Below are 15465 nucleotides of genomic sequence, written 5' to 3'. Positions count from 1 at the left end.
TACGAGTTGCGAGTATGGTAAGCGTGAATTGGGGGAGTGGCCAGGCGGGTGTAGTTATCGAATTCCAGCGGCGGCAGTTTCTGGGCCGAAAGTAGACGTAGATGAGGCAGCTTTGGGTTGTGGATTCAACCGGTCGCGACAGGCAGAAATCGGCCAGAAGCAGTCAGTCGCCAAAAGCAGCACTCGGGAAGACTGATTCCTCGGCATAATCATCCGCCCGGCTCGATCTAGACGCCAACTCTCCTAAATACGCGACACCGTAAAAGAGAGACCGAAGGACATGACAGCCCGGAACTGCCTTTTATCGATTCCCATCGGCGGTTCTACGTGACCGCAACCGCCTCACTATCTACACTGCCTGAGACGTCAAAAACACCTTCAGCACGCTCGGGATAACGCGCATGGACCTTCAATACCGCAACAACGCACGCGTGAAGGGCGACGGGCCGGCTACGCTGGTCTTCTCCCACGGCTTTGGCTGCGATCAAACCATGTGGCGCTATATCGTCGACCACTTCACAGGGCGGTTCAAAGTCGTGTTGTATGATCTGGTCGGTGCGGGTCAGTCCGATCTCGGTGCGTATGACAAAATAAAATACAACTCGCTGGCTGGGTACGCCCAAGACCTAAGCGAAATCATCGATCAGTTCGCCACTGCCCCGGTGATTCTGGTCGGCCATTCCGTCAGCGCCATGATCGGTGCGTTGGCAGACCGCCTGTCCCCTGGAAGAATCGCCGCTCACGTGATGATTGGTCCTTCTCCCTGCTATATCGATTCAGGCGACTACGTGGGCGGATTTAAACTCGAAGACATCCATTCTCTGCTCGACACCCTCGACAGCAACTACCTCGGCTGGTCCAGCACCATGGCACCCGTGATCATGGGTGCGCCCGGTCAACCGGCGCTGGCCGAAGATTTGACAAACAGTTTCTGCCGTACCGAACCCGAGATCGCCAAGCAATTTGCGCGGGTGACGTTCATGTCGGACAACCGCAAGGACGTCGCGGGCCTGACTACACCAACCTTGATCCTGCAATCCACCGACGATCTCATCGCGCCCGTTGCCGTGGGTGAATACCTAAACGCTGTACTCCCCAACAGCACGCTCTGCCTGGTGGCCAACGTCGGTCATTGCCCGCACATGAGCGCACCAAGTGCCTGTTCCGAAGCCATGGACAGCTTCCTGTCACCGTGGGTAGGCGCTCGTGTCGACTGATGAGCCGCCACTGCCCGACCCGCAGACGCTATTTGAAGGCGCGCCTTGCGGCCTGGTAGTGACGAAAGAGGATGGCACGATCTTGCGCGCCAACCTGACTTTCAGTCACTGGATCGGCTTCGATTCCCACGTGTTGATCGGCCGGCGTTTCCAAGACCTGCTGACCATGGGCGGCCGCATTTTCCATCAAACCCATTGGGCGCCGTTGATGCGTATGCAAGGCTCTGTGGCCGAGGTGAAACTAGAATTGGTTCACCAAGATAAACGCTCCATCACCATGTTGCTCAACGGTGTAAGGCGCGAGCACGCCAGTGGCGCGTTTTATGAGCTGGCGCTGTTCGGTACCACCGACCGCGACAAGTACGAGCGTGAACTGCTTAGCGCCCGCAAAATCGCCGAAGGTCTGTTGCGGGAGAAAACCGCCGCTGAAACTGCGCTCCAGCAAGCCCAAGGCGAACTGAGCAAGGCCTATGAAAAAGCCAAACGTCGCGCCTTGTTCGCCGAACAAATGGTCGCCATCGTTAGCCACGACCTAAAAAACCCGCTGACCGCGATCAAAATGGCCTCTGACATCCTCGCCCGAGGCGAACACACCACCAAGCAAGTCAAAATGCTCGGCCACATCAGTCAGTCGACGGACCGCGCCCAACGGATGATTGCCGACCTGCTGGACTTCGCCATGGCCAGAGTCGGACGCGGGATTTCGATCACTCCTGCTTCGGTTGATCTACACGCACTCGTCAGCCTGAGCGTCGATGAATTGCGCATTGCGTTTCCTAACGCCACGTTGCTGCATCAGCGCAGTGGGTCGGGTAGCGCTTATCTTGATGCGGATCGTGCGCAGCAGATTATTGGCAATCTAGTGGCCAACAGTGTGGCTTATGGTGATTTGAAACAGCCGATTATTGTTACTTCACGACTCGAAGAGGATCAAGCCGTGGTGTCGGTGTGTAACCAGGGTGCGGTGATCCCAGAGTCGCTGATGGCCACTTTGTTCGAGCCTATGACCCGTGGCACGAAGACCTACAGCGATTCGCGTAGTGTAGGACTTGGGTTGTTTATCGTGAGGGAAATCGCATGGTCACATGGTGGAGATGTTTCGGTCAGCTCAAGCGCCGAGGAAGGTACGACGTTCACTGTCTACTTTCCGAAAAACCTTATTTAAAAACCTCGGTAATCCAACAAAGTTGGTAGCTATCGGCCAGAAGCAATGGGATGGACTCCTCCTCACTTCGGCATCTTAAGTGCCAGACTGAAAGTGCGAATCACAGTCAACGGTGAGAAGGAGTCCACACATGAAGCTTATGCGAATTGGGGTCGACCTGGCCAAGAACGTGTTTCAGATCCATGGCGTGGATTGTCATGAGCTACCCGTCTGGCGGCAGCGTTTATCGCGCGATCGCTGGCTGCAAACGGTGCTGGAAAAGATCGAACCCGGATGTTAGATCGGCATGGAAAGTTGCGGTGGTGCGCACCATTGGGCGCGGCAACTACAAGCACGCGGATTTCGGGTGAAGCTGATCGCGCCGCAGTTCGTCAAACCGTACGTCAAGAGCAACAAGAACGACGCCAACGATGCCGAGGCGATCTGTGAGGCGATGAGCCGCCCCAGCATGCGCTTCGTCGCCGTCAAGACCATCGAACAACAGGATATCCAGGCGACGCATCGCATCCGGGCCGGCTTAATCGAACAGCGGACGGCCAAAGCCAATCAGATTCGTGGGCTGGTCGCCGAGTACGGCCTCATTGCGCCGAAGGAATTACTGATGCTGCGTCGCGCAATACCGTGCTGGCTAGAAGATGCAGATAACGGTTTGACGGCACGCTTTCGTCGTCTGCTGAATGGCTTGTGGAATGACCTGTACGCACTTGATGAGCGCGTAAGCGAACTCGATGGCGAGATATCTGCGATCGCGGCAAGTGAGCCAACGGCGGTCCGTTTGCAACAGCTGCGTGGCGTCGGCCCGATGATTGCCACCGCGCTGGTTGCTGCCATCGGTGATGCCAGTCAGTTTGCCAACGGCCGACAATTGTCGGCCTCACTAGGGCTGACACCCAGACAACACAGTTCTGTCGGAAAGGACCGATTACTTGGCATCAGCAAGCGAGGAGATGCCTATTTGCGAACGTTGATGGTCCATGGTGCTCGATCGGCACTACGCACGGCCAAATCCAAATACGACCGTCTCAGCCAGTGGGCTGTCCGTTTAGCCGAGCGCTCACATCCCAATGTGGCCGCTATCGCGCTGGCCAACAAAACTGCGCGTATGGGTTGGGCAATGCTGCGCAACGACACTGATTACCAACCGGACAGGGCCGCCGCCTGACCCACAGACCTAAATGCTAACGAGTAAAAAACTGCCTCCCACGATTGCGAAGCAACCCTAACGATGGCAAACCGGTCGAACCGGCGTCAGCAAACCCCTCAAGCGTCCAAGTGCGCGAAGCACGTAGAAGCGATTGGGAGCTGACGCGCGAATAGCCCATCATGGCCCTGCATCGAAACGATGGTGTATCAAGAGGCCGAATATACGTGTGCAGTCGGCACGGGCGCCAAAGCGAAGGAAGCTTCCCAACGAGGAGGAGTCCATATACGGACCCTCCAAACCCCCTCGCTCTCCCCTCGAAATTGAAGTCTCTCCTTCCCGCAAGGGCGCGTAGATAATCCCTCCGTCCGCCGAACCTTGCATAGGTATAGGGGGTATGCCTATCATGCGCAATGCATAGGTAGGGGGGGTATCCAATGGGTCATATTGCAGCAAACAAAGACGATCTTCTCAAACGCGTAAAACGCATCGCCGGACAAATCCAAGCCGTTGAGCGGGCATTGGACTCGGACCTCGATTGCGCCAAAACACTGCACCTTGTTGCCGCTACTCGCGGAGCCATCAATGGCTTGATGGAGGAAATCATCGAGGAACACGCGCGGGAGCATGTCGCGAACCCTGCTCTCAGCGAAGAAGAGCGTAACAAAGGCGTCGAGGAGCTTCTTGAAGCCATTCGCCGTTACTCCAAGTGAACGCATCCAGGAACACGCTCATGAACAGCACGAACATCAACTACACACACGACCATGTGTTCCTTGGCTCAGCACACGACGAAAATGCCAAGCGTACGCTTTGGGTTGTGGCGCTGACCGTTGTGATGATGGTTGGCGAGATCACCGCTGGCTATATCACGGGCTCGATGGCGTTACTGGCTGATGGCTTTCACATGGCAACTCATGCCGGCGCATTGGGCATCGCGGCGGCCGCTTATGGATACGCAAAACGCCACGCTTCCAGCCAGCGCTACAGTTTCGGTACCGGTAAGGTTGGAGACTTGGGCGGATTCGCCTCGGCGCTGATTCTCGGTATGGTCTCCCTGGGAATTGGCGTTGAGTCTGTCATGCGCCTCTTGCAGCCAACGGAAGTTCAGTTCGGCACCGCTACGCTCATCGCGATTGCCGGTTTGATCGTCAACATTGTCAGTGCCCTGCTGCTGGGCCACGGGCACAGTCATGGGCACGATCACGATCACGGCCATGCCCACGCCCATCACGGGAACGACAACAACCTGAAATCGGCCTACGTCCACGTCATTGCAGACGCGCTGACTTCCGTTCTGGCCATTGCTGCATTGCTCGCCGGCCGGTATCTCGGCTGGGTGTGGCTGGACCCGGTCATGGGCATTGTCGGCGCCATTGTTATTGCGCGCTGGGCATGGACCTTGATGGGGGCCACCGCAGGAGTACTGCTGGATCAGACAGATGCACACGTTGCCGAGGAAATCCGCGAACTGGTTGAGAAACCGGGGGATGCCACTGTCACGGACTTGCACGTCTGGCGGGTTGGACCGCAAGCCCATGCGGCCATCGTCAGCGTCCTTGGTGAGGCCACTGCGAACGCCGATAGCATTCGTGAACGTCTCAAGCCGGTTCACGAAGTCAGCCATCTGACGGTCGAGTTTCGACCTGTCTGATTAAGCGCCTCCCCACCATTGTCTCCAAAGGAACCCGCAATGCCTCTAGGGAAACGTGAACTGGCACGAATCGAACGTCGGTTGATAACCACGCTTACCGAAGCATGCGAGACAGCAAAGGGTGAAATCAAAGGCTTTGCTTGGCTCACCCACATCGCTGACCTGAACGCGTTGGCTGAAACCCTAAAGGTAATCTGAGTATTCGAGACCCTGGCTGCAGAAAGCTCGCCCTGGTTGACGCTAAGGCGCGCATCTTTGAGTTGACGTCCATCGCGTTGAATGACGCCAACATCTACCTGATCCCTTCAGACCACAGTGTCCGCTTCGACTCTGAGGAGGAGTGTCAGCGAACTCACGGAGGCGACTGGAAAATCCGCCTGACTCAATCACGTATGGCCAAAGGTGGCTGACAATGGCTAAAGAAATCGAGAATCCCTGCATCTCAGTTTGCCAGCTCAGTGGTGATCTGTGTGTGAGCTGCGGGCGAAGCAAGGAAGACATCAGAAAGTGGAAACGCATGAAGCGGCCTGAAAAAATGGCCGCGGTGCAAAGGGCGAATGTGCGCTTGAAAGGGCTGAAGAAAGCACAGGAATAGTCACTTGCTCTGGATGACCGCTATGGGTCGATTGCAGCCGGTGGTGACAGGCAGCAATCGGCCCAGAGTGTGTAAAAACGTTTTTCAGCGAGATCGGCGCCCAAATCAGGGCTGAAAATCACGCATCTACGCAAAATCTAGGCCTGCTAACCAGCCGATAACTTCAGATTTCACATAGAAGCGCAGACTTCAATTTTGACTAAGCGTTTTTACACACTCTGGGCCAAAAGCAGCCATCGAGTGTCGACGAAACTAGGGGCGATTCAATCATATTCAGTCCAGTCGCTGCCTTGAACGTTGGGCTCACACGGTCGGTACGCTGAAGTTCTGGATGGGCGCCGCACATTTCCCTACCAGAACGCTCGACCGGGAGAGTAACGAGATGAGCCCGCGTATGATTGCTTAAACCTTGAAACGTCCGACCTGCTGCTGCAGTTCATTGCCCAGCCGTGCCAGCTCCATCGTGGAGGCTGCTGTTTCTTCGGATGCCGCCGCAGACTGCTCCGCAACATCGCGCACATTCAATACGCTACGGTTGATCTCCTCGGCCACTGCACTCTGCTCTTCCGCCGCGGTGGCGATTTGCATGTTCATGGCTTGGATAAGTGAGACAGTTTGAGTGATAGCTGCCAGCTCGGTCTGCACTTCATGGGCACGGTTCACTGTTTCATCAACCAGCGTGCTACTGGCACTCATCATGTTCGCGGCGTTCTGTGCACCCGCCTGCAAGTTACTGATCAGTTCTTCAATCTGACGGGTAGATTGCTGGGTGCGCTGTGCTAAACCACGGACTTCATCAGCGACCACCGCAAAGCCGCGCCCGGCTTCACCGGCGCGAGCAGCCTCGATGGCAGCGTTTAGCGCCAGCAGATTCGTCTGCTCGGCGATGCCATTGATGACGGTCAGCACAGTGCTGATACCTACACTCTCATTGTTAAGGTGGGCAACTGCGTCGGCGGAGCGGCTGACTTCTTCGGAGAGCTTATCAATCTGGATCAGTGCCCGCTGAATGGCGGCGTTCCCCTGGACTGCCTGTTTGTCTGCGCTCTGCGCTGCAACCGAGGCCTCTTGAGCGTTCTGTGCGACCTCATGGACGGTTGCCGCCATCTCATTCATCGCAGTGGCGACTTGATCTGTCTCCAGCCGCTGGCTAGTCACACCAGCGCTGGTCTGCTTGGTAACTGCCGAAAGTTGCTCCGCCGCCGAGGCGAGCTGGATGGTGATACCGTTGACATGCGACAGCAGCTCACGCAAGTTACGACGGGTCTTGTCCATGGCGCGAAGCAGTAACCCGAACTCGTCATTGCGCTGCTCAAAATGGTGCTCGGTCATGTCGCCGCCGCCTATGCGCTCGGCGATTTGCAGGGCCTCCTGCAACGGGCGCGTAACCTGACGGACGATCAGCCAACCGATCAAGGCGGCCAAGGCAAAGCCGAGCACCGTCAAGGCGATCATTCTCAGCTTGCTGGTAGACGCTTCGCTGATGCTTTTCAGGTTTTGATTTTCAACAATAGCTTCGGTGTTTTCATAAAAGCTGGCGAATTGTTGCGCCATTTGTCCCTGAACTTCCTTTTCGCCGGCGACCAGTTGAGGAAATTCCTGCACTAGAGTGATATAGCGTTCGACGTTGCTCTGAAAAGTTTCAAGTTGTGCAGCTTGGGCCCCGGGTAGCTGCCCTACCAGCGGCTTCACCGCCGCACGCACTTGGACGAACTGCGCCGTCAGAACATCCAATGACTTTTGCGACTCGTCCATCAAGTAGCCACGTATTGAATAGCGCATGAGGCGGTTCTGCTTGCCCAGTTCCGCCGCGTAGAGCGCAAGTCCAGCTTCAGTCTTATCTAACGGAATCTGCGGTGCAGTCGGCGTACCTACCAGACTGCGTTCCATGGCAGTAACAGCCTCATCAGCCGTATTACCGGCCGCCACCCAACTGGCGCGCTTGGCTATCTTGGCTTCGCGCAACCCAACCTTCTGCTTAAAACCGCGCTGATACTCTTGCGCCGCTAAGGTGATGCTTTCGAGCCGGCGTACGTCTTCTTGCTGGGTAAAGTTTGCCTTGCGCTTTTCAACCGTGTCCACAATTTTGCGCACCGCACTATCAATCTTGCCAATCTGATCTGAATCACCGGTAGCGTCATACACCATCTGTGCATAGCGAATATCATTCGCCTGATTGAGAAGTTCCGAGACCGTTTTGACTTTCCCACCGCGATCAGTGAGCGAGTCCAAGCTAAGGACTCCGCTGCCAGCGACGATCACAAGCAACAGCACAACGGTTGTAAATCCTAGAGCCAGCTTCAACTTGACGCTGAGGTTTTTCATATACAATTTCCTGTAGATTAATAGCGTGCAGCGTCTACGCAGTCGTCGACCAGTTATCGGCTGTTCTCAGGGCAGCAAACGGCCAGAATAAGTTCGTTTCAGGCGTCACCTAGCGACCTGTTGTGTTGAAAAAGTCGGTTTCTGAGAGAGCTGCTTTTTGGCGGCTCCAAAATAGCTCGACTTCGGCATTGCTTCGTAAAAACCTATACAGCTCCAGCTCCGTCTTCTGAGCGAATCGAATTTCATCACGGCCTTTATTCTCCCTTAAGGCGCTCACGGCGAAACAGCGGCCGCGGCTAGATTGCCGAGCGCCCATACAGCACACTCAGCCCGGCCCGCCCCTTGAGCGCATCTCCCAGCGACTTGTCGGCACGCACGGCAAAAGCGTCGAAACCACATTGACGCATGTGCGTTAACTGGTCGCGCAGCACATCACCCACTGCGCGCAGCTCACCGCGCCAGCCCAGACGAGTACGTAACAGATAAGGGATCGCAACGCGCAGCATGTGGGCATGCTTTTGCAAGTACAGGCCGTTCTGCAGGCGCAGAGGCAGAAACTCTTCCTCGCTCAGTTGACCTGCGATACGCCGCTCCATCTGATCGCGGAACGGGCAGCACGCTCGCGCACCAGCGCGCGATCGTACTCGTCGTAGCGATACGTGCAAGGCGTCCTCATCGTCGCGGTGCGACGACTATGCACGCCGGGCAGACCAAAAAACAGCGGCAGAAAAGACTAAAAAAAGCAGATCAGATGCCCGGAAAAGCTCACACCACGCAACAATACTAATTTTCCAGAAACCTGAATTGCCCAGGATCTATAGACACATCTGACTGGCAGCTTCTGGCCGTTTTCTGCCCGTCGCGACCGGCTGAAAACGGCCAAAAGCAGACTGTCGTTACGGGCCATTGGGACGGAGATTTTGAGCTACTCTCTCCGACACTAGCTTTAGGTAAGCTTGAACACTGCCAGAGAAGGCATCTCCAGGAGTGGCGTATTTAATCAATTCTTTCACCGCGCCCTCTTCTTCCAAAGCAGTCCACTGGCAGCAACACATCATGTTAGCGGGCTCGATATAACGTACTGCATAAGTTCACAGGAAGTGGTAAATGCGATCCGCACAATGAGCACAACGCGTATCGGCATTGATGGAATAGATGGCGCGGGCAAGTCAACGCTGGCCCGAGAAGTCTCTGAAGCCCTTGGACTTCCTTGTATAAGCCTCGACTCCTTCCTTGAGAAAGATATGAAAGGGTATGTTGAGCACATCGACTACCTGAAGCTTAAGGCTACGCTGGAGAAGTTTGAAGGCTATGTAGTGGAAGGTGTTTGCCTGCGCCAGGTGTTGCGGCGAATTCAACTGGCACCCGCAGTAAACATCTATATCAAGCGAGTGCAGCATGGAGTCTGGTCAGATGAGGCCAATCTAGATATCAGCGAGCCAGTCGATGTCGTTCTGGCTAGAGAAAGAGAACTCGCCAGTCTGTTTTCGATTAGTCTGGTAAGTAATCTCGGGTTGGCAGAAGAGGTCATTCGGTATCACGCTGAATTTCGTCCGCATAATCACGCTGACGTAACCTATGCTGCCGCGCATTAGCAATTCACTGCTGGGACGACGATTCGGAAAGGAAACAGAATTTTATACTCCTTGGTTTAAACGTCTGTTTTTTGACCTATTGCTGGCCGTAACGAGAGGCAGAAAGCGCCCCGTAGCTGCCGGCAACCGGCAAAAAACAGCCGCAGTGCCGTATGCTAAGAGGAAAATGGTGCAAGCGCTTTGACTTCAGCAGGACGTTGATGGGATATAGCCCTCCGGCGGGTAACCCCTCCCAATCTGTCTGCACGTCTCAGTTCGATCATCCCTGTGGCGTCGCTGATACACTATTCCTACAGCAGCCCTTTGGGCAGCCAATGAGTTGGGCCGAGAAATGGATATCAAAGAGTTTGGCCTCGCTCATCGATTCGATATGAGAAAATGCGCAGTAGCATCAGGTGGTGGCAGCTTCGAGTTGACGGATCTGAAAACTTCGCCTGTCGAATTCTTGAGCTTGGCGGAAGACGATTTTGAACGTGGCGGTTTGTCAGCCCTTGTCAATGCAACGACTAATATTAAACGTGCGATTGTCTGTCAGCTTGACCAGTTGTTGATCTCGTTTGGTTATCCGTCATTCAGATGGAATGTGCCGAAAAAAAATAGGGAAGTTGAGAGCACTCGGCTTATTGGCGCCGAGTCTTTTGCGTAAAGCAGTTAGCATGCGGAATATTCTTGAACACGAATACGAAACTCCTGAGCTTAAAATAGTTGAGGAGGCGTTGGATATCGCGAGTCTATTTGTAATGTCTGCTTCTGCTATGTTCATTCCTTTTGAAGATGTGTTGGAGTTTTCGCTGCCAAACGGTCCTGCCGAGGGTAGCCCTGTAACGCATATCACGGCCGGATTAAACCGAGAGTCTCGAGGTGTTTTCTATACTGTCTATGCATATGAGCCCGGCGGATATGGTGGACTATGCGTTGGTCAATGTGAAATTCAATCAGGTCACGTGCTTTTCGAGTCAATGGTCAAGCTTTCCGCATCTCTGATGCTTCGATACAAGGTCAATCAAGCTCTTAAGGATTTTGACGCCGCCTACGCTAAGCTATGAATATTCGTTAACTTTTATTAGCGAAGGGATAAATTATTTGCCGTAAAACTAACGGCTTTGAGGGGCAGCAAACGGCCAGGAGCGGACGGTCATTTATCGGCGGCTCCCGGCCAAAAACAGGCACTCAGTTGCGTCTACGAAGTCGGGGTGATTCAGTCTGTATGTCGCCATGTTCCATAGCAGGCGTTGACCCCAGTATTGCATGTCATAAAACTCAGTAAAAAGCATGAAGGTAAATAACAAAGGAGTCTGGAAATGAGAAAAATAATACTGCTAATTATATACCTGACTGGTGGGGTCGCGTTATACCCATGGGTCGATGTTCTAGGTCACTTAGCGATGAAACTCGACAACCTATATTCTTGGGCTTTTTTGAATTCAGGTACTGATATGGCGATTTATCAGCTGGCTAGCTTTTCATACGCTAGCCTGTTCCACTTGATTTTGGCTGCCATTTTTTCCGAGCCTGCGAAAAGCTGGGTTAGCACGATAACTTGCGCAGATATCGGGTATCTTTTTTTAAGGCTATTTGGCTTCTTTTTGTTATGTCTTTTGATACTCGCCTTAGTAGGGGTAAGTGTAGTGAAACGTCCATATTCAGGTTTCCATATGTATTTTTCGGTTCTTGTTGCGTGTGTACTACTCGGTGGATGGGCATGGTCTGTCAAAGATTTTTTTCTTGCTGTTATTAATTACAGTGCGAGGCGGTTTGTATAAGTTGGTCGCCCCCGTCTTCTCAGTACCTCCCGCGACGCCTTATCCATAGCCCTGGTCGGCCGAAACGAGCCCTGCCCTTATGAGTACGGCTAGAAACTCAAGAAATGCGGTGAGATGTAGTTGTGTGCAAAGGGGAGAAGCACACTCACTCATAATGCGTACTCTCCGGCTCTGACTGACACCCATCGTTGGCTAGCGTCAGATTTGGGTCGATGGCAGCCCTTCACAACAGGCAGCAATCGGCCAGAAAAAATCATTCGGATGCGCCTAGGAAAACCGACAAGGAGACACGAGGACAAATGGACTTCATCTTAGATGTGGTAGCTCATCGCATTGGCGTTTACGTGCTGGGCTTGCTGAGTTGCGGCAGTTTCAAGGGAGAAAGTGGTTTTGCCTGGGGCTGGGCAGTCGCAGTCGGCGGCTTGATACTGCTCTCTCCATTCGCGGCTTTCATAGCCTGGCTCATCTATACCAGTGGCCTGTAAACTGATGTCTGCTATGGGTCGATTGTTGCCTGTCGTGAAGGATGTACCGTTTGTCAAGCATACAAGCCATACCCTGCCGCGATGATCAGCGGAGAAACCAGGAGCGTTGCCCAGAACCCAGATTTTGGAACAGCAATGACGCAAATGATCGAGATCATCAGCACATAGATGCCAACCATTTTAAGTAGCGCGAGATCGCCAACGGCTACGGCGTGGATCGCTGTCTGCCCTGCGAGCATAAAAAGCGGCCCCAGCATGGTAAACCAGAGGGCTGCACGCCGATCTTCGTGCGCCCTGAACTGGTCAACGAAGCCAGTATTTACAGCGGCGGCGAATGCTGCTTTGAACTTGAAAATACCGAATGGAATATGGAGCACACCCAAGGAGAACAGGGTCCATGCGACGATGTTTGACATGTCTTATATGCTCCGTAACGGTTATGTAGTTTAGAAGTGGTCACGGCAAATGCGACATTGCTCTGGGAGAAACGCAGCATGGTTGACGGCAAGGACTGCAGCCCTCGAACGAAGCTATCCATTTGCCATCACCGTGTCCACCGTCCACTTTTGGCCGTTTCTACCTGTCGTCACCGGCTGAAAACGCCCAAAGCGGACTCTGACCAGCATTTGGTTAAGAGGGGGACTTTAGCCCGTCCCATTGAGCGAAGCGAACGATTTGAACCAGTTGTTATGCATGTTTTACTAGCCGTTTCTTTAAATGATACAGGTTAGTCCCGATTGGGCGATCCTCAAGAACACCATAAATCTCATACCCATGCCGCTCATAGAACTGTTTAGCATCAACGGTTTTTAAGAATGCAACTACTGCCCCATTGTTGGCACCAATCGCTTCTGCTTTTTCCAAAAGCATCGATCCTACTTTTTTACCGCGATGAGATTCCTTAACCCAAAAGGTGTCAATTTCTAAGCCATCCCAGTAACAATTACAGCTTATTGCACCGATGTAGTCGCCTACTTCATCGTGTGCAACCACCATAAATATTTTATCTTCCGATTCTGGTGGTAGATTTGGATATTGAATTCGAAGATATTCTGAAAACCTATTATTCAGAACTCCTTTATCCTTTTTTGTTGGAGAACCCAATATATCAAGCTTGATTTCCACTTTATTGCTCCTTAAATTCAACTTTGAGGTGCCGAACGGCTTTCGACATAACATTCCATGTTCATGCGTAATCCCTTGAGCAATCAAAAAATCGAGTCTGTAAACGCGACATCAAGAAGGGGAAAAGCGACATATTACTTTGCACATTACTGACGTATTAGCTGCGTGTCCATGGTCTGCTTCTGGCCGATCGCTGCCTGTTGCAAGGGGCTTCAATCGACCCAAAGCAACCCTTGATGTATGTTTGTTGTCGCCAAATGTTATTGGCATTCATGGAGGATTCTGACTGATGGCACGTGTGGGATTGATACTGACACCCGGTTTTGCAGACTGGGAATATGCTTTCATTGCTGGAACTGCGTCCCCGTTTTACGGGATCGACGTCAGGTTTTTCGCTTCTGCTACGGGGCAGTTTCGTTCGCAGGGTGGATTGGCTGTAACTGTCGATAACAGCTTGCAGCAATGTCTGGACTGGAAACCGGACGTTGTCGTCGTCATTGGAGGAATGGTCTGGGAACGTGCAGAAGCACCGGATATTCGAGACTTTCTTCATGTTAGTCGTTCAAGTGGAGCGACAATTGCCGGTATCTGTGGGGGAACGCTGGCACTTGCGAGGGCAGGTCTTCTAGACACGGTTCCTCATACCTCGAACAGCGCTGACTTCTTACAACAGAATGCCGTAAGTTATGAAGGCCGCACGCTTTATCGAAGCAGTTCAGTAGCTGTGATTGCAGACCGCATCATTACTGCTCCAGGCGCCGCCCCCGTTAGCTTCACCTGCGCAGTGTTCGAAAGTGCCGGTCTATCTTCAGAGATCATTTCTCAGTTCAGGTCAATGTTGGCAGCGGAACATAGGTGACCGCGTCGTCCCTGCATTTCGGGCACATTCTCAGGAGATAATTTATGAGCGCTGGCGACGTACCTGTGGGGCAAGTGGTACGAGGCTACGTAACCTTTGTAGGGAGTGAGGGATCGTGGGTCGGAGCGCAGTTCATGAGCTTCAGCTATAGCGCCAATGGGAAGCGATTTCACAAGTCTCTCAACGAAACCATTGACGCTTGGTCAACTGCAACTCTCCGTAAAGCCTCATACGGGCTGAAGGTAGGCGACCCGGTGTCGGTTTGGTGCTCTCTCAGCGACCCAGAAGTGTGTTGCATCGGCGAAAAACCAGCCGAAAAACCAGCAATGTTGCGTTTGATTGAGGCTCTGGGAGCGGTAGGGTATTTATGAAATTGATCCACGCTGTCCAAGCCGACGTCCGACTCTGTATATGTTTCGAGGCATTTGCTGTGTAGGCGTGCTGGATCATCCGATGCCTGAATCTCGGTGCGGAATGGCAGCTTCTGGCCGATTGCTGTCTGTGGTGAGGGGCTCGGCACGGATTTAAAACTGACCGACCCTGTCTATCGTGATTTGAGCTAGGGCAGGTTGCTGATTTCGAGTCCGGTGAGCCGTGCCATCTACTCGAAAGCTAAAGGGCGCAAATTGAATACCTGGGACAGTTTTCAGCCGGCAGGACAGCCGTTATCAAGTCAATGCTCGGCCAGCGGCAACAGCTTGGCTACACCATCATCACCCACTGATTCCTAATAGCCATTATGCGCAAGAAGTTGCGCAGTTATTTCGCAAAAAAACCTACTGCATCGCTGAGCGACAAGCCCGCCAAGGCCTCCAAGGCCTCCAGCCAGGTGCGCAAGAAGTTGCGCACTTTGAGGGGGCTTTTCCCTTCAAAATCACTTAAGCGATTGAAAACCTCGGCCATCCACCCGGTTTACCTAGCCCTCAACATTTCTGGCACGGACCTTGATAACAGTCAGGCACCCACCGGGCGATACCGCCTCCCGGGCACCTCACTTTATTCAGCAAGGAGCACATCCATGGCTACTCCAGCGTACATTTCCGTCACTGGCGAAAAACAAGGTCTGATCACTGCCGGCGCGTTCACCGCCGACTCGGTTGGCAACACTTATCAAGAAGGTCACGAAGACCAGGTCATGGTTCAGGCTTTCAGCCACGACGTGATCATCCCGCGTGACCCACAGTCCGGCCAGCCAACCGGTCAGCGCGTTCACAAGCCAGTCGTGATCACCAAGGTCTACGACAAGGCTTCGCCACTGCTGCAAGCTGCTCTGACCTCCGGCGAGCGCATGAGCGAAATCGTTATCCAGTGGTACCGCACTTCGGCTCAAGGTACCCAAGAGCACTACTACACCACCAAACTGGAAGACGCGATCATCGTCGCCATCAACAACAAAATGCACAACTGCCAGGATCCGTCGAACTCGCACTTCACCCACCTGGAAGAAGTACAGTTCACCTACCGCAAAATCACCTGGACCCACGAAGTATCCGGTACTTCGGGTTCCGATGACTGGCGTCAGCCGGTCGCCTAAGTCAGGC

Annotated in this window: 17 protein-coding genes and 4 pseudogenes; 15 read left to right on the top strand and 6 right to left on the bottom strand. The window is 53.5% G+C overall.

Annotation, left to right across the window (positions count from 1 at the left end):
- The first annotated feature begins 401 nt into the window (after positions 1-401).
- The 7 genes and pseudogenes from ACA075_RS12415 (at position 402) to ACA075_RS12385 (ending at position 5772) form a co-directional block, all read left to right on the top strand.
- Positions 402-1217: an alpha/beta fold hydrolase gene (locus ACA075_RS12415; protein WP_497298719.1), complete on the top strand. Its 816-nt coding sequence runs from the start codon at positions 402-404 to the stop codon at positions 1215-1217.
- Positions 1207-2382 carry a PAS domain-containing sensor histidine kinase gene (locus tag ACA075_RS12410; protein ID WP_497298718.1) on the top strand — a complete coding sequence of 392 codons (1176 nt, stop codon included), beginning with the start codon at positions 1207-1209 and terminating at the stop codon, positions 2380-2382. The genes ACA075_RS12415 and ACA075_RS12410 overlap by 11 nt, the downstream gene beginning before the upstream one ends.
- Positions 2383-2512: 130 nt before the next feature.
- Positions 2513-3544 (top strand): annotated as a pseudogene (locus ACA075_RS12405) (IS110 family RNA-guided transposase).
- A gap of 416 nt (positions 3545-3960) precedes the next feature.
- The gene (locus tag ACA075_RS12400; protein WP_497298717.1) at positions 3961-4236 is read left to right on the top strand and encodes a metal/formaldehyde-sensitive transcriptional repressor; all 276 of its coding nucleotides are present in this window, start codon (positions 3961-3963) and stop codon (positions 4234-4236) included.
- A 20-nt stretch (positions 4237-4256) separates the two neighbouring features.
- The gene (gene dmeF / locus ACA075_RS12395; protein WP_497298716.1) at positions 4257-5177 is read left to right on the top strand and encodes a CDF family Co(II)/Ni(II) efflux transporter DmeF; all 921 of its coding nucleotides are present in this window, start codon (positions 4257-4259) and stop codon (positions 5175-5177) included.
- A gap of 39 nt (positions 5178-5216) precedes the next feature.
- Positions 5217-5587 (top strand): annotated as a pseudogene (locus ACA075_RS12390) (hypothetical protein).
- A gap of 2 nt (positions 5588-5589) precedes the next feature.
- Positions 5590-5772 carry a DUF1289 domain-containing protein gene (locus ACA075_RS12385; RefSeq protein WP_497298715.1) on the top strand — a complete coding sequence of 61 codons (183 nt, stop codon included), beginning with the start codon at positions 5590-5592 and terminating at the stop codon, positions 5770-5772.
- A gap of 402 nt (positions 5773-6174) precedes the next feature.
- Here ACA075_RS12385 and ACA075_RS12380 read toward each other — a convergent pair whose 3' ends face one another.
- The 3 genes and pseudogenes from ACA075_RS12380 to ACA075_RS12370 form a co-directional block, all read right to left on the bottom strand.
- The gene (locus ACA075_RS12380) at positions 6175-7047 is read right to left on the bottom strand and encodes a methyl-accepting chemotaxis protein (protein WP_497299243.1); all 873 of its coding nucleotides are present in this window, start codon (positions 7045-7047) and stop codon (positions 6175-6177) included.
- Positions 7030-8097 (bottom strand): annotated as a pseudogene (locus ACA075_RS12375) (methyl-accepting chemotaxis protein); the annotation flags it as partial. The pseudogene ACA075_RS12375 and the gene ACA075_RS12380, both read right to left, overlap by 18 nt.
- A 296-nt stretch (positions 8098-8393) precedes the next feature.
- Positions 8394-8591: pseudogene (locus ACA075_RS12370) on the bottom strand (DUF934 domain-containing protein); the annotation flags it as partial.
- A 627-nt stretch (positions 8592-9218) separates the two neighbouring features.
- On the opposite strand from ACA075_RS12370, the gene ACA075_RS12365 reads away from it, so the two are divergent.
- From ACA075_RS12365 to ACA075_RS12345, 5 genes are all read left to right on the top strand, one after another.
- Positions 9219-9692, top strand: coding sequence for a shikimate kinase (locus ACA075_RS12365; RefSeq protein ID WP_497298714.1), 474 nt, complete (start codon positions 9219-9221; stop codon positions 9690-9692).
- Between the two features lie 331 nt (positions 9693-10023).
- Entirely contained in the window at positions 10024-10338 is a 315-nt protein-coding gene (locus tag ACA075_RS12360; protein ID WP_497298713.1) for a hypothetical protein, read from the top strand.
- 10 nt (positions 10339-10348) lie between these two features.
- Positions 10349-10738 carry a hypothetical protein gene (locus ACA075_RS12355; protein ID WP_497298712.1) on the top strand — a complete coding sequence of 130 codons (390 nt, stop codon included), beginning with the start codon at positions 10349-10351 and terminating at the stop codon, positions 10736-10738.
- A 255-nt stretch (positions 10739-10993) separates the two neighbouring features.
- Entirely contained in the window at positions 10994-11455 is a 462-nt protein-coding gene (locus tag ACA075_RS12350) for a hypothetical protein (protein WP_497298711.1), read from the top strand.
- Positions 11456-11754: 299 nt separating this feature from the next.
- Positions 11755-11940: a hypothetical protein gene (locus tag ACA075_RS12345; protein ID WP_497298710.1), complete on the top strand. Its 186-nt coding sequence runs from the start codon at positions 11755-11757 to the stop codon at positions 11938-11940.
- A 53-nt stretch (positions 11941-11993) separates the two neighbouring features.
- Here the strand turns inward: ACA075_RS12345 and ACA075_RS12340 are convergent, their stop codons facing one another.
- Positions 11994-12356: a DUF6463 family protein gene (locus tag ACA075_RS12340; RefSeq protein WP_497298709.1), complete on the bottom strand. Its 363-nt coding sequence runs from the start codon at positions 12354-12356 to the stop codon at positions 11994-11996.
- Positions 12357-12627: 271 nt separating this feature from the next.
- Positions 12628-13065 carry a GNAT family N-acetyltransferase gene (locus ACA075_RS12335; protein ID WP_497298708.1) on the bottom strand — a complete coding sequence of 146 codons (438 nt, stop codon included), beginning with the start codon at positions 13063-13065 and terminating at the stop codon, positions 12628-12630.
- Positions 13066-13354: 289 nt separating this feature from the next.
- On the opposite strand from ACA075_RS12335, the gene ACA075_RS12330 reads away from it, so the two are divergent.
- Positions 13355-13924: a DJ-1/PfpI family protein gene (locus tag ACA075_RS12330; RefSeq protein WP_497298707.1), complete on the top strand. Its 570-nt coding sequence runs from the start codon at positions 13355-13357 to the stop codon at positions 13922-13924.
- Between the two features lie 134 nt (positions 13925-14058).
- Positions 14059-14295 (top strand): hypothetical protein, encoded by a 237-nt coding sequence (locus tag ACA075_RS12325; protein WP_259674717.1) that lies wholly within the window; start codon positions 14059-14061, stop codon positions 14293-14295.
- A gap of 388 nt (positions 14296-14683) precedes the next feature.
- Here the strand turns inward: ACA075_RS12325 and ACA075_RS12320 are convergent, their stop codons facing one another.
- Positions 14684-14827, bottom strand: a complete 144-nt coding sequence (locus ACA075_RS12320; RefSeq protein ID WP_497298706.1) for a hypothetical protein — start codon at positions 14825-14827, stop codon at positions 14684-14686.
- Between the two features lie 115 nt (positions 14828-14942).
- Between ACA075_RS12320 and ACA075_RS12315 the strand changes: the two genes are divergently transcribed.
- Positions 14943-15458, top strand: a complete 516-nt coding sequence (locus tag ACA075_RS12315) for an Hcp family type VI secretion system effector (RefSeq protein ID WP_497298705.1) — start codon at positions 14943-14945, stop codon at positions 15456-15458.
- The last annotated feature ends 7 nt before the right edge of the window (positions 15459-15465 follow it).

The sequence above is a fragment of the Pseudomonas sp. LBUM1663 genome, assembly GCF_059695905.1.
This window is presented reverse-complemented; position numbering and strand designations above follow the sequence as displayed.

Coding starts and splice junctions, on each gene's coding strand:
- ACA075_RS12400 (WP_497298717.1), top strand. CDS start 3,961: ATGGGTCATATTGCAGCAAACAAAGACGATCTTCTCAAACGCGTAAAA.
- ACA075_RS12325 (WP_259674717.1), top strand. CDS start 14,059: ATGAGCTTCAGCTATAGCGCCAATGGGAAGCGATTTCACAAGTCTCTC.
- ACA075_RS12380 (WP_497299243.1), bottom strand. CDS start 7,047: ATGGACAAGACCCGTCGTAACTTGCGTGAGCTGCTGTCGCATGTCAAC.
- ACA075_RS12385 (WP_497298715.1), top strand. CDS start 5,590: ATGGCTAAAGAAATCGAGAATCCCTGCATCTCAGTTTGCCAGCTCAGT.
- ACA075_RS12350 (WP_497298711.1), top strand. CDS start 10,994: ATGAGAAAAATAATACTGCTAATTATATACCTGACTGGTGGGGTCGCG.
- ACA075_RS12315 (WP_497298705.1), top strand. CDS start 14,943: ATGGCTACTCCAGCGTACATTTCCGTCACTGGCGAAAAACAAGGTCTG.
- ACA075_RS12355 (WP_497298712.1), top strand. CDS start 10,349: ATGCGGAATATTCTTGAACACGAATACGAAACTCCTGAGCTTAAAATA.
- ACA075_RS12365 (WP_497298714.1), top strand. CDS start 9,219: ATGAGCACAACGCGTATCGGCATTGATGGAATAGATGGCGCGGGCAAG.
- ACA075_RS12345 (WP_497298710.1), top strand. CDS start 11,755: ATGGACTTCATCTTAGATGTGGTAGCTCATCGCATTGGCGTTTACGTG.
- ACA075_RS12360 (WP_497298713.1), top strand. CDS start 10,024: ATGGATATCAAAGAGTTTGGCCTCGCTCATCGATTCGATATGAGAAAA.
- ACA075_RS12320 (WP_497298706.1), bottom strand. CDS start 14,827: ATGGCCGAGGTTTTCAATCGCTTAAGTGATTTTGAAGGGAAAAGCCCC.
- ACA075_RS12340 (WP_497298709.1), bottom strand. CDS start 12,356: ATGTCAAACATCGTCGCATGGACCCTGTTCTCCTTGGGTGTGCTCCAT.
- ACA075_RS12330 (WP_497298707.1), top strand. CDS start 13,355: ATGGCACGTGTGGGATTGATACTGACACCCGGTTTTGCAGACTGGGAA.
- ACA075_RS12415 (WP_497298719.1), top strand. CDS start 402: ATGGACCTTCAATACCGCAACAACGCACGCGTGAAGGGCGACGGGCCG.
- dmeF (WP_497298716.1), top strand. CDS start 4,257: ATGAACAGCACGAACATCAACTACACACACGACCATGTGTTCCTTGGC.